This window comes from Cupriavidus sp. (assembly GCF_057315035.1).
In genome coordinates this window covers 74968-88635 of record NZ_DBHKYV010000022.1, presented here as the reverse complement: position 1 = coordinate 88635, position 13668 = coordinate 74968, and the positions used below count along the sequence as shown (strand labels likewise).

Below are 13668 nucleotides of genomic sequence, written 5' to 3'. Positions count from 1 at the left end.
GCGCTAGTGTCCGCGCCGCAACACGCTGCCCGCATGCGAATCCCGGGTCTCGCCTTCCTCGCAAGCCAGTTTTCCGTTGACGAACACCGCCTTGATCCCTGTACTTACCGCGGTCGGATTGTCGAACGTGGCGGCATCCCCGACAGACTGTTCGGCAAACACCACGATATCGGCATAGTGGTCCTCAGCCAGGGTTCCCCGTCCAACGAGGCCAAAACGCGTGGCACTCAGGCCGGTCATCTTGTGCACCGCCGTCTCAAGCGGAAACAATCGGCGGTCGCGCGCATAGTGGCCAAGTACCCGCGGAAATGTCCCCCACAGGCGCGGATGCGGACTCACGTCGTGCGCCAGGCCATCGGAACCCACCATCGTTGCGGGATGCTGCAGAATGCGACTCACATCGTCCTCGTTCATGGCGAAGTAGATGGCGCCAGCCGGCTGCAATGCCTCGGCCAGCGCCTCCGGTGTTACGCCACGCTCCCGCGCCAAGGCAAGCAACGACCGACCCGCAACGCTGGGGTCGGCTTGCGACCACGTTACCCGCACATCGTCGGACTGTGCGATCCGGCCTGGCAGTAACATCGTGGAGGACGCGTTGTATGGGTAGCAGTCGAGACACACTGACTGCAGTCTGGATGCGTCCTCGATCATGGCCAGCGTCTCAACTGACCGGCCATGATTTGCCTTGCCCACCAGCTTGTGATGCGACAAGACGGTCTCGATGCCAAGCTCACGCCCAATCATCAGCGCCTCATTGAGCGCGTCTGCAATGGCATCGCCCTCATCGCGGATATGCATCGTGATGATGCCGTGCGCTGCCGCAAGCGGCTGGCCCACCGCGACAACCTCGTCAGCATTCGCGGCTCGGGCTGGCGGGTAGTAGAGACCGGTAGACATGCCGATGGCGCCCGCCTCCAGTGCCATGGCAAGGTCGGCCGCCATGCGTTGCTGCTCGCTCCGGGTCGCCACACGATCCAGACGCTCCATGCGCCTGACGCGCAAGGTCGAGTGCCCGACCAGACAGGCGGCATTGACCGCGGGGCCAAACTGTTCCAGTTCGTCCAGATAGTCACCAAAACTATCAAACCGCCATGGCGCGGCTCCCAGCAAATCGAGGGGCGCGGGTGGTGTATCCAGCGAGTGCAACGGCGCCAGGCTGATCCCGCAGTTTCCCGTGATGACCGTCGTCACACCTTGCGAGAGTTTCGGATGTGCGCCCACCGGTGCGTCAAGCAAGAGCCGGTCGTCGTGTGTATGCACATCGATAAAGCCAGGGGCAACGATGCTGCCTGATGCATCGAAGCGCCTGGCAGCTGGGACCCCCGACAGGTCTCCCAGGCGAACGATACGGTCAGCGACGATGCCAACGTCCGCGCGTCGGCGAGGCGCTCCGGTTCCGTCGATGACGGTGCCGCCTTCGATCACGAGATCCAGCATGGTAGTCATTCACTTGTCCCCGGCCATTCATTGTTCATTGTTGCGCGAAGTACTCGGAGATCTGCCCCGGGTCGCGTGTCTTGGTAAGCGCGAGCATCAACAGGATGCGCGCCTTCTGCGCCGTGAGGCTCCCGGTGGCCATGCTGCCGGACACCTTGGGTGTAACGATGCCGCTGACCACGCGCGAGCTTCGCACGATGGGAATGCCCTGGCTGCCGAACTCCTGGATCAGCGCTTCGTGGTCCGCACTGGCATTGCCATTGCCCGTGAATCCAATGACCACGCCCTGGGCGCCCTCCTTCACCGCATCGCGCACGAGCTGCATCTCTTGCCCCTGATAGCGATACACCAGCTCGACTTGCGGCAGCTTCGTAACCGTCGAAACGTCAAAGTACAGCTCGCCCTTGGCCCGCGCAGGCTCGAAGTAATACAGCACGCGCTCGCCGGCAATGGCACCCAGGTATCCCTGTTCGAGCGCCCCCATGGTGTCGACGTTCAGGGTATTCATCTTCGTGACATAGCGCGCCGCGCTGATGCGGTCGTTCATCACCACCATGACGCCCCGGTTGCGCGAACCGGGATCGGCAGCCACCATGACGGCATCCAGCAGGTTGACGGGACCATCCGCGCTGAGCGACGTTGCCGGGCGCATCGATCCGGTGATGACGACGGGCTTGCTCGAACGGGTGGCCAGGCTCAGGAAGTAGGCGGTTTCCTCCATCGTGTCCGTGCCATGCGTAATGACGACACCGCTGACATCGGGATCCGCCAGTACGGCGTTCACCCGCTTGGCAAGGTTAAGGATGTTCTCGCTCGTGATTACGTTGCTGCCGACATTGACGATCTGTTCCGCACGGACATTCGCGTAGTCGTGAATCTGGGGGACCGCCTTCAGAAGCGCATCGACGCCGGCCAGTTCGCCACTGTAGTTGGCCATGTCGGTGGGTGAGCGAGTCGAACTCACGATGGTGCCACCCGTGGCAAGAATAACGACGCCGGGCTTGCGGCCATTGCCAGATTGACCCGACTGACCCGTGGCCTGTTGTGCGGACGCTGGCAGCACGAACGCGTTCGCCAGTGCGAACCACGCCAGGAAGGTGCGAATGGAATTCTTCATGATGTTCAGTAATGGAGGATGCGGGATAGCGAGGGCTTCAGTCAGTCAACTTGCGCGCCGGAGCGCTTCACCACGCCGGCCCAAAGCGGCGTCTCGCGTGTCACGCGCTCTGTCAGCCTTGCCGGAGGGCCTGTGAGCGTCTCGAAGCCAAGCGCGGCATACCTGTCACGGACCGCGGGCTTGGCCAGAATGTCGTTAATGACCCCATTCAGCTGCGCAATGATTTCCGGCGAAGTTCGCGCGGGCGCCACGATTCCGCCCCACGCCACGATGTCGTAGCCGGGCACGCCCGATTCCGCGAGCGTAGGAATGTCGGGAAACAGTGCACTGCGCTGTGCACCGGTCACCGCCAGCGCCTTCAGGCGCCCAGCCTTGATATGAGGGGTGATCGAGCTCAGGTTATCGAACATCAGGTCGACCTGGCCGCCCATCAGGTCCTGAATGGCTTGCGGACTGCCACGGTATGGAACGTGGGTCATCGACGTACCGGTCATGCTCTTGAACAGCTCGCCGCTCAGGTGCCCCGTGGTGCCATTGCCGGCGGATCCCATGGTCAACACACCTGGCTTTGACTTGGCCAGGGCGATCAGTGCCTGGACGCTGCCCACGCCCAGGTCCTTGCGCACCACCAATGCATTCTGGACGTAGCCAAGCAATGCTACTGGTGCGAGTTGCTTGTCCGGGTCGTAAGGAAGTTTCCGGAACAGCGACTTGTTGATGGCCAGCGTGCCGACGTTGCCGTAGCCGAGTGTGTAGCCGTCGGGCGCAGCATTGACCAGGTCGACCATTCCCACGTTGCCCGCGCCCCCTGGCTTGTTGTCGACGATAAACGACTGGCCAAGCGACAGCGAAAGCTCTTCGGTGAGAATTCTGCAGATGGCATCCGGCGAGCCGCCAGCGGCCGATGGCACCACCAGCCTCACCGGCCGGCCGGGCCAGCGCGCTGCATGGGATAGCCCTGGAAGGCCCAGGGATGTTGCGGCGATTCCCAGCTTCATGATGTCGCGCCGCGTGAAGTATCTCGTGGTCATTGGCTCTTCTCTGATCGTAGGGAACACAGGCTGTGTTGCCCAGATCGTAGGGTCGCAGTCCGCGTTGGACAAACCATGTTTACTGCGGGTAGCATGAGAAATCCTCATGGATCCCCGACTCGCATCGCGACCGGACTCTCGTCTACTTGGCCCCCCGTTCAAAATGAGCTTCCACGTCCGCGCCCCATCGACCATGTCCTTGCTGTGCCTTGAGGCCAGTGCCCGGCTGCTGTCTTTTACCGCGGCAGCCAAGGAACTCCGGCTTACCCAGGGTGCGGTGAGCCGACAGATCCAGACACTGGAGGACCGGCTCGGCGTGAAGCTGTTCACTCGCCGGCGCGACGCATTGGCATTGACCGATGCTGGTCGCTATTACCTGGGTGAGATCGCGCCACTGCTGCAAAGGCTTGAGCGCGCGACAGCCAACGTAATGGCTCTCAAGGGACGCGGCGGCACCCTGTCGTTGTCCGTCGGCGCATCGGTCGGAACGTACTGGCTTATTCCACGGCTACCGGCGTTCACAAGGGCGCACGGCGAAATCACCCTCAATATCGGTACGCGGGTTGGGCCAGTGAACTTCAGCGCGACGACTGTGGATGCGTCGCTCGAATTCGGTGATGGCCAACGTGCGGGGTTGCACAATGAGTTCGTGCTGCCGCTGATTCTGTCGCCCTATGCCGCGCCGGACTGGATAGCGAGAAACGGCAAGACAATCGGCGCAAGCACGCCACGATCGTCGCTCATTCACCATCAGACGTTACCTGACGCCTGGGATGAATGGTTCAAGCTGGACGGGGTCGATGGCGAGGCCGGTCGGGAAGGTCCCCGATACGAGATCATGTCGATGGCGCTGAACGCGTCGGTCGCCGGCATGGGGATCGCGCTGCTTCCACCGTATATGGCTGACGACATGGTGGCGCTGGGACGCCTGAAGCGGCTTTCACGCCGGAGTTGGCGCTACGCAAAGGGCTACTACCTGGTCTATCCCGAAGAGTCGGCGCAACTCCAATCCCTCCAGGTCTTCCGGCAATGGCTCAAGGAGCAGGCCGAGGAAACTGCATAGCGCTTTTGCTCGCACGGACGCGACTGGCAACATGGTTCGCGAACAACTATCCTCCTCCATGGGTGAAGGCAAGGAGGAAAAATGACAGTCTCCCGGCATTTTGGCAGAGCCAGTCTCACTGTTCTCTGCATGTCAGGCGTGCTCGCTTCGTGTGCCACACAGAGGATATCGGCTCCGCCCGAACTCCAGCCGACTGACGCGCGTGGAACGATCACCGTGTTGCACGCATCCGGGGTGCAGATTTACCAGTGCAAGCGTGCGAACGACGGCCGGCTGTTGTGGACCTTCTCGGCCCCGGAAGCCACCTTGAAGGATGACACCGGACAAGTCACTGTCAAACATTACGCTGGACCAACCTGGGAAGCGCCCGATGGCAGCAAGGTCACCGGCAAGGTATTGCGGCAGATGCCCAATACACAGTCGCCGGACAGCATTCCACTCTTGCTGTTGCAAGGAACGAACAACGGTGGAGCTGGCCTGCTTTCAAAAACACGCTACGTGCAACGGCTGAATACCCAAGGTGGTCAGGCTCTCCCTCCGGCTTGCACGCAGGAGGGACAGGAGAATCGCATACCGTATCGAGCGGACTACGTCTTTCTGGAATAGCTGCGAAGCAGACAACTGTTTGGGGCGTGGATGGTCAGCATGAACGAAATGAGGCCTGCGATCGTTTGCAGCACCTGATCCGCAAGTTTTTTTAGCAGGACGTCACTGGTAGCGCTCCGGTGCCAGCGCCGCCGTAGTGGCCTGCCAGCCCCCGCCCAGGGCCTTGAATGCAGCGATGGCCGCACGGGCTGACTGCGCTTCGGCCTGCGCCTTCGCATCGGACGTCTTCAGCAGATTCTCGTCGGCGAGCAGCACTTCGATCAGGCGGACGACGCCCTTCTCGTAGGCCGCGAACGACGAATTCCGCGCTTGGCGGAGCGCCAGTTCCCCACGTTCGAGAGCACTGGTCTGTTCCTCGCGCTTGACCAGCGCCGTGAAGGCGTTCTCGACATCCTCCGACGCATGCAGCACGGCCAGTCGATAGTCCGCCAGCGCCTCGGCCTCGCGCCCCTTCGCCTGATCGATCTGCGCTCCGATGCGCCCGAAGTCGAACAGTCGCCAGCGCAGCCCGGCTACACCGGCAGCCTGGTTGGCGCCGGCCGAGAACAGGTTGCCGCTGGCCACGGTCGTCGCGCTGCCCAGCAGCCCGCTAAGCGAGACCTTCGGGTAGTACTCGGCGATGGCCGCGCCGATGCGGGCATTCGACGCCGCCAGCCGACGCTCTGCCACGATCAGGTCCGGGCGTCGCCGCAGCAAGTCGGCAGGTGTGCCGGTGGCTTCGATCCGTGGCGCGACCGGGATCGCCTTGATGTCGGCGAGTTCGGCGCGGTAAGTCCCCGGGGGGCTGCCGAGCAGCACGTCCATCGCGTTCAGTGCGGCGTCGAGTCCGGATTCGAGTTCCGGAATGGTGGCCTCCACCTGCGCGAGTGCGCCTTCTGCCTGCTGTGCCTCCAGCGCGGCGGCCAGTCCCTTGGCGTAGAGTAGCCTGACGGTCGAGACCAGTTTCCGCTGCGTATCCACCTGCTGCCGTGCAATCGACAGCCGGGCCTGCAGGCCACGGATGGTTACGTAGGTGTCGGCGGCCTGCGCCGCCACCTTCACGCGGGTAGCAGCCAGCCCGGCCTCCGACGCCTTGTACTCCGCCTGCGATGCCTCGCGTTCGCGCCGCAGGCCGCCGAAGATATCGATTTCCCAACTTGCAGTGAGGTCGGCCTCGTACAGGCTGCCATGCCGGTCGAAGTTTGGCGTCGCGTTCAGCACCCGGCCCAGCGGGGTCTCCACGGACTGGTACTGCTTCGCGGCTTGGGCGCTGACAGCGCCAGAGGGCAGCAGCGCGGCTGTGGCGAAGCGCAGTCCGCCCCCGGCCTGCGTGACCCGCGCGGAGGCCACCGCCAAGTCGAGGTTCTGGTCGAGCGCCAGCCGCACGAAACGCGTCAGTTGGGGGTCGCCAAACCCTTCCCACCAGACTTCGAGATCCGCCCGGTTGGCGGCCCGGCGCTGCTCCACGTCATGTTGCCCAAGAAAGCGTTCCGCGTTGGGGACATCTGGCCTGTGGTAATCGGGGCCGACCGCGCAGCCCGCGAGCGCCACCAGCGCAGCCACGGCAACCGCCAGACCTGAGAGATGGGTAAGGGAACGGAAGGAGCGGTGTCGGGAATGCATGGTGTGCCGGAGTAACATGTTCGGAATCATTTGCGTGACTTGTGACCATAATACAAACTAGTCACTGTTTGTCAACGACCGCGTAGCGTGTAAGCTCACGACATGACCGATACACAACCCACCACCCATCAGCCGCGCGGTCCCATGGACCACAGCGTGCGCGACCAGATCGTGGAAGCCGCCACGGAGCACTTCAGCCTCTACGGATACGAAAAAACCACTGTGTCCGACCTGGCCAAGGCCATCGGATTCTCGAAGGCTTATGTCTACAAGTTCTTCGACTCCAAGCAGGCGATCGGCGAGGTCATCTGCGGCAACTGCCTCGCTCAAATGCGGCAGGCCGTCGACGAATCCGTAGCAGGCGCCGCCTCGGCCTCCGAGCGACTGCGTCGCCTCTTCGGCACGCTGGCAGAAGCTGGCAGCCGGCTTTTCTTCCAGGATCGCAAGCTGTACGCCATCGCCGTGGTGGCTTGCGAGGAACAATGGCCGACGGCCCGCGCCTACGACGCCCATATGCAGCAACTGATTCTGCAGATCGTGCGCGAAGGTCGCGAGTCGGGTGAATTCGAGCGCAAGACGCCACTAGACGAGACAGCTCACGCCATCTACCTCGTCATGAAGCCCTATCTCGATCCGCTGCAACTCCAGCACAACCTCAACTTCGTCGAAGTGGCGCCGCCGCAGCTCAGCAATCTGATTCTGCGAAGCCTGGCGCCTTGATCCTCCGGCACAGTGGGAATCGCTGTCGCGTAGAAACTCATTGTGACCATTGACTAAATTGGTCACTGTTACTAGAGTGAAGGCTATCCGTTTGGAGAGCCTTCATGTTGCATCGCCGATTCTTCGCCTCCCCCGTCACCCACGCCGTCACCAGAGTTGCCCCCTACGCCGCCCTGGGCCTCTTGCCGCTGGCAATTGCGGCATGCGGCAGCAAGCCACAGCCCGATCCCCGTGTGTCAGCGCCGCTGGTGAGGGTGGAAAACGTCCAGGACGCGTCAGCAGCAAGACGTGACTTCACGGGCATCGTGGCCGCACGGGTGCAGAGCGATCTGGGCTTCCGCGTCTCTGGCAAGGTGCTGGAGCGGCTGGTCGACACTGGCCAGTCCGTGAAACGCGGTCAGCCGCTGATGCGACTTGACCCCGTCGACCTGAAACTGGCAGCGCGCGCGCGTCAGGAAGCCGTGGCCGCCGCCAAGGCGCGCGCCACGCAGCTGGCGGCTGACGAGGAGCGCTACCGCGACCTCGTAGCGGCCGGGGCGGTATCGGCGTCGGCTTATGACCAGATCAAGGCCTCCGCCGACTCGGCGCGGGCACAGCTCCGGGCAGAAGAGGCGCAGGCCGACGTGGCACGGAACGCATCGGACTATGCCGTGCTGCTGGCCGATGCCGACGGCGTCGTGGTCGAGACCGTCGCGGAACCGGGTCAGGTCGTGAATGCCGGTCAGGTGGTGGTGCGACTGGCCCGCGCCGGGCAGCGCGAGGCCATCATCCACCTGCCTGAAACCCTGCGCCCATCGGTAGGCTCCACGGCCCGCGCGACGCTCTACGGGAAGGACAACGAGGCGATCACCGCAACCCTGCGGCAGCTTTCCGACGCCGCCGACCGACAAACCCGCACGTATGAAGCACGGTACGTGCTCGGCGGTGCGCTGACCGATGCGCCGCTGGGCGCCACGGTCACACTACAGGTGGCCGATCCGCAGGAAGCATCGCCAACCGGCCTGCAGGTCCCCATCGGGGCTCTCCACGATCCTGGCAAGGGCCCCGGCGTCTGGGTGCTCACTGGCACCCCAGCGCACGTAACGTGGCGACCGGTCACCGTGCGCGCCATCAGCGACGATGCGGCGCGTGTCGACGGCCAGATCCAGCCCGGCGACCGTGTGGTGGCGTTGGGGGCCCACCTGCTGAAGGAAGGGCAGCAGGTCAGGGTGGCGTCGGAGGTGAAGGTGGCCGAAGCCGGCACCGCCGATAAAGGCCGCACCGTGAGCGGCATGAACGGCATGAACGGCATAAGCGGAGTAAGCGGAGTAAGGGGGCAGCAATGAGTGAGTTCAATCTCTCGGCACTCGCCGTGCGCGAGCGTGCCGTCACCCTCTTCCTGATTGTCCTTATCTCGATCGCTGGCGTCGTCGCCTTCTTCCAACTCGGTCGGGCGGAGGACCCGCCATTCACCGTCAAGTCGATGATCTTTATCACGGCATGGCCCGGTGCGACGGCGCAGGAAATGCAGGACCAGGTCGCAGAGAAGCTGGAAAAGCGCATGCAGGAACTGCGCTACTACGACCGCACGGAAACCTACGCACGACCCGGCCTGGCGTTCACCACCGTCACGCTGCTCGACAGCACGCCGCCAAAGGAAGTGCCGGAGGAGTTCTACCAGGCCCGCAAGAAGCTCGGCGACGAGGCACGTTCCCTGCCGGCCGGCGTCATCGGCCCGCTCATCAACGACGAATATTCCGACGTGACCTTCGGCCTCTTCGCGCTGAAGGCCAAGGGCGAGCCGCAGCGGCTGCTGGTGCGCGAGGCGGAGGCCATCCGCCAGCGCCTGCTGCATGTGGCCGGCGTGAAGAAGGTCAACATCATCGGCGAACAGGCCGAGCGCATCTATGTGTCGTTCTCCCACGACCGGCTGGCCACGCTCGGCGTGACGCCGCAGGACATCTTCGCCGCGCTCAACAGCCAGAATGTGCTAACACCCGCCGGCTCCATCGACACCGACGGGCCGCAGGTGTTCGTTCGACTCGACGGGGCGTTCGACAAGCTGGAACGCATCCGCGACACCCCCGTGGTGGCGCACGGCCGCACGCTGAAACTGTCTGACATCGCCACCGTCGAACGCGGCTATCAGGACCCGGCCACCTTCGTGGTGCGCAACAAGGGCGAGCCGGCGCTGCTGCTCGGCATTGTGATGCGCGACGGGTGGAACGGCCTCGACCTCGGCAAATCGCTCGACGCGGAAGTAACGAAGGTCAACGCCGAGCTGCCGTTGGGGATGGAACTGAGCAAAGTCACCGACCAGGCCGTCAATATCAAGTCGGCCGTCGACGAGTTCATGATCAAGTTCTTCGCCGCGCTGGTCGTGGTGCTGGTGGTGAGCTTCATCAGCATGGGCTGGCGGGTGGGCATCGTGGTGGCGGCGGCCGTTCCGCTGACGCTGGCCGCCGTCTTCGTGGTCATGGCCGCGACCGGAAAGAACTTCGATCGCATCACGCTGGGCTCCCTGATACTGGCCCTCGGACTGTTGGTGGACGATGCCATCATCGCCATCGAAATGATGGTTGTGAAAATGGAGGAGGGGTATGGACGCATCGCGGCGTCGGCCTATGCCTTGAGCCATACGGCCGCGCCGATGCTGTCCGGCACGCTGGTCACTGCCGTGGGCTTCATGCCGAACGGCTTTGCGAAGTCGTCTGCAGGCGAGTACACCGGGAACCAGTTCTGGATCGTGGGGATTGCACTGATCGCGTCGTGGATCGTCGCGGTTGTTTTCACGCCCTATCTCGGCGTAAAGCTGCTGCCTGAGATGAAGAAGGTGGAAGGCGGCCATGGTGCCATCTATGCCACGCCAAACTACCAGCGCTTTCGTGGGCTGTTGGGGCGGGTGATCGGACGGAAATGGCTGGTGGCGGCAATCGTCGTCGGGCTGTTCGCCGCGAGCGTGGTCGGCATGGGTGCCGTTCGCCAGCAGTTCTTCCCAACCTCTGACCGTCCCGAGGTGCTGGTGGAGGTGCAGATGCCTTACGGCACGTCCATCGAACAAACCAGCGCCGCGACAGAGAAGGTGGAAGCGTGGCTCGGCAAACAGGCCGAAGCGAAGATCGTGACGTCTTATATCGGCCAGGGGGCTCCGCGCTTCTACCTGGCGATGTCGCCGGAACTACCCGACCCATCCTTCGCCAAGATCGTGGTGCGCACCGATAGCCAGGAGGAACGCGACGCGCTCAAGGGCCGGTTGCGCCAGGCCATCGCCGAAGGTCTTGCGCCGGGCGCACGAGTGCGCGTAACGCAATTGGTGTTCGGGCCCTACTCGCCCTTCCCGGTCGCGTTTCGTGTCATGGGCCCGGACCCCGACAAGCTGCGTGCCATCGCAAATCAGGTAGAAGGCGTGATGGACGCCAGTCCGCTGATGCGCACCGTCAATACCGACTGGGGCCCGCGTGTACCGGCGCTGCACTTCACGCTCCAGCAGGACCGGCTGCAGGCGGTCGGCCTGACCTCCCACGACGTGGCGCAGCAGCTTGAATTCCTGCTGACCGGCGTGCCGGTGACCGAGGTACGCGAGGACATCCGCTCGGTGCAGGTGGTGGCGCGCGCCGCGGGCGAAATCCGCCTCGACCCGGAGCGCATCGCAGGCTTTACGCTCATCAGCACCAATGGCGGGCGCATTCCCCTCTCGCAAGTTGGCAAGGTGGAAGTGCGTACGGAAGACCCCATCCTGCGCCGCCGCGACCGCACGCCGACCATCACCGTGCGGGGCGATATTGCCGACGGCCAGCAGCCGCCCGACGTATCGAAGGCCATTCTGGCGCAACTGCAGCCGGTCATCGACAAGCTACCCTCCGGCTACCGGATCGAGATGGCCGGTTCCATCGAAGAATCGGGCAAGGCGAACAAGGCGCTGGCACCGCTGTTCCCCATCATGCTGGCGATCACGCTGCTGATCATCATGTTCCAGGTGCGATCGATGGCGGGCATGGTCATGGTCATCCTGACGAGTCCGCTCGGCCTGATCGGCGTAGTCCCGACGCTATTGCTCTTCCATCAGCCGTTCGGCATCAATGCGCTCGTGGGGCTGGTGGCACTGTCTGGCATCCTCATGCGGAACACGCTGATCCTGATCGGGCAGATCCAGGGCAACCTGAAGGAAGGACTGTCGCCATACGACGCGGTGGTCGAGGCCACCGTGCAACGGGCCCGGCCGGTGCTGTTGACCGCGGCGGCAGCCGTCTTGGCCTTCATCCCCCTCACGCATTCGGTGTTCTGGGGCACGCTGGCCTATACGCTGATCGGAGGGACCCTCGCCGGCACGCTGCTGACACTGGTGTTCCTGCCGGCGATGTATGCGATCTGGTTCCGGATCCGTCCGCCGGCGCGCGTGGCGGCGCAGGAGACCCACGTGGGCGACATGGCGCAGGTGTCGTGAGTGTAGGCTTGCGACCTCCCGGCATGCAGGACGTCGAGGCTTGCATGCCCGACCGACTGGCATGCTGGGATGTCGGGTTTTCCCGGTTGACAGTGCCTGGCCGAAGCCATACATTGGCCAGGCAGATTCAGATACGAGACCATCTGTAGGATGGTCTCATAGCGTGTGCAGTTTGCTGCGGCCTCTTACAGAACTAAAAAAAGGAGACCGCAGTGCAAACCCCTGCCATCAAGATACGTGGCATCGACGATGTCATCGCCTTCATAGATTCCTGTCCTGGCATTCGCGGCCGCGCCGGCGTCATCTGGTGGCTGGCCCTCGGTGGACTGTTTCTCGACGCATTCTCCAATTCCGCACTTAGCGCCGGCCTCGGGCCCATGACGCGCAACCTGCAACTCGAACCGGCGCAGGTGGCGTTGCTGACGTCGTTCGCGTCGTGGGTCGCCATCGCCTTCAACCCGATCGGCGGCTGGATGGCCGATCGCTGGGGCCGTGTCAGGCCGCTGATCCTGGCCAAGGTGTTCGCCGTCACGGGCGCCCTGATCGTGGTCTTCGCTCCCGATTTCAACGCCATCCTGTTGGGTCGCTTCTTTGTCGGCGCCGCGTACGGTATCGACTTTGCGATTGCGATGGCGGTGCTGGCCGAGTTCACGCCGGTCAAGCTCAAGAGCCGCCTCAACACCTGGCAAGGCATGTGGTACACGGCCGTCTGCCTGAACCTGCTTCTCGCGCTGCTGTTCTATTCGTGGAATGTCGGCGATACGATCTGGCGCTACTCCGTGGCGGCCACCGCCGTGTTTGGCGTCGGCATCCTGCTGCTGCAGGCGCTGTTCCTGGTGGAAAGCCCCACGTGGCTGGCGCGCAAGGAACGCCTGGAGGCCGCCGCACAAGCCATGACGCGCATCTACGGCCGCCCGTTCGAAGCCGCGCCGCCAGCCGAGCGCATTCCCGTCACCAACCTGGCCCGGCGTGGCCTGGCCAACGTACTGCTGATCTTCCGTGGCATCTACCTGCCGCGCACGATCCTGGCGGCCACGGTGCAGATAGGCCAGTCGATCCAGTACTTCGGCATCGGCTGGTACCTGCCCCTGATCAGTGCCGCACTGTTCGGCAAGGACTTTGTCTACGCCACGATTGGCGCGCTGGTATTCAACGTCTGCGGCATCTTCGGCGGCTTCCTGTCGCCACTCATCGGACGCAAGCTCGGCCTGCGCCGGGCATCGGCGTTCGGCTTCGCGGCCGTGTTCCTTATGCTGCTGACCTTGGGCCTGTTCAACGGCAAGATGCCGACGTGGGTGGCCGTGGTCGTGCCGTCGCTGTTCATCCTGTTCCACTCGGGCGGCCCGGGCGCCAACGGCAAGAGCCTGTCGTCGCTGTCGTTCCGCAGTGAACTGCGCGCCGGCGCCAATGGCGTGATCGGCGCGCTGGGCGCGATCGGCGCCGCGCTGGGCCTGCTGGTCTTTCCGCTGTTCCGTGCCCGCTATGGGCTCGAAACCACCTTCCTGATCCTTTCCGTCGTGCCGTTGGTGGCCAGCATCATCTGCTTCATGATCCTCTGGGACCCCACGCGCACGGCCGTTCATCCCGACAACGAAGCTGATGCGCCGCAGTTCCGTGGCGACGCGCGCGACAGCGCCGGCTTCATGCACCCCGCCACCGAGAAGTAATC

10 protein-coding genes are annotated in these 13668 nt (G+C 63.8%); 6 read left to right on the top strand and 4 right to left on the bottom strand.

The features are described from left to right. Positions 1–3 precede the first annotated feature (3 nt). From ACO550_RS23755 to ACO550_RS23745, 3 genes are read right to left on the bottom strand one after another with little or no spacing between them, the layout of a single operon-like run. Complete coding sequence (locus tag ACO550_RS23755; RefSeq protein ID WP_315595903.1) at positions 4–1446, bottom strand: amidohydrolase family protein; 1443 nt, start codon at positions 1444–1446, stop codon at positions 4–6. Positions 1447–1471: 25 nt separating this feature from the next. Next, on the bottom strand, positions 1472–2554 hold the full coding sequence (locus ACO550_RS23750; protein WP_315595902.1) for a type II asparaginase: 1083 nt from the start codon (positions 2552–2554) through the stop codon (positions 1472–1474). 41 nt (positions 2555–2595) lie between these two features. Then, positions 2596–3585: a tripartite tricarboxylate transporter substrate-binding protein gene (locus tag ACO550_RS23745; RefSeq protein ID WP_315595901.1), complete on the bottom strand. Its 990-nt coding sequence runs from the start codon at positions 3583–3585 to the stop codon at positions 2596–2598. 106 nt (positions 3586–3691) lie between these two features. On the opposite strand from ACO550_RS23745, the gene ACO550_RS23740 reads away from it, so the two are divergent. Together ACO550_RS23740 and ACO550_RS23735 are read left to right on the top strand one after the other, a co-directional pair. Continuing rightward, positions 3692–4648 carry a LysR substrate-binding domain-containing protein gene (locus ACO550_RS23740; RefSeq protein WP_315595900.1) on the top strand — a complete coding sequence of 319 codons (957 nt, stop codon included), beginning with the start codon at positions 3692–3694 and terminating at the stop codon, positions 4646–4648. 216 nt (positions 4649–4864) lie between these two features. Beyond that, positions 4865–5254, top strand: coding sequence for a DUF3455 domain-containing protein (locus tag ACO550_RS23735; RefSeq protein ID WP_315595899.1), 390 nt, complete (start codon positions 4865–4867; stop codon positions 5252–5254). A 102-nt stretch (positions 5255–5356) separates the two neighbouring features. Here ACO550_RS23735 and ACO550_RS23730 read toward each other — a convergent pair whose 3' ends face one another. After that, entirely contained in the window at positions 5357–6856 is a 1500-nt protein-coding gene (locus ACO550_RS23730) for an efflux transporter outer membrane subunit (protein ID WP_315595898.1), read from the bottom strand. A gap of 102 nt (positions 6857–6958) precedes the next feature. On the opposite strand from ACO550_RS23730, the gene ACO550_RS23725 reads away from it, so the two are divergent. The 4 genes from ACO550_RS23725 (at position 6959) to ACO550_RS23710 (ending at position 13666) form a co-directional block, all read left to right on the top strand. After that, positions 6959–7576: a TetR/AcrR family transcriptional regulator gene (locus ACO550_RS23725; RefSeq protein WP_315595897.1), complete on the top strand. Its 618-nt coding sequence runs from the start codon at positions 6959–6961 to the stop codon at positions 7574–7576. 104 nt (positions 7577–7680) lie between these two features. Beyond that, positions 7681–8901: an efflux RND transporter periplasmic adaptor subunit gene (locus ACO550_RS23720; protein ID WP_315595896.1), complete on the top strand. Its 1221-nt coding sequence runs from the start codon at positions 7681–7683 to the stop codon at positions 8899–8901. Next, positions 8898–11999, top strand: a complete 3102-nt coding sequence (locus ACO550_RS23715; RefSeq protein ID WP_315595895.1) for an efflux RND transporter permease subunit — start codon at positions 8898–8900, stop codon at positions 11997–11999. The genes ACO550_RS23720 and ACO550_RS23715 overlap by 4 nt, the downstream gene beginning before the upstream one ends. A gap of 212 nt (positions 12000–12211) precedes the next feature. Next, the gene (locus ACO550_RS23710; RefSeq protein ID WP_315595894.1) at positions 12212–13666 is read left to right on the top strand and encodes an MFS transporter; all 1455 of its coding nucleotides are present in this window, start codon (positions 12212–12214) and stop codon (positions 13664–13666) included. Positions 13667–13668 lie beyond the last annotated feature (2 nt).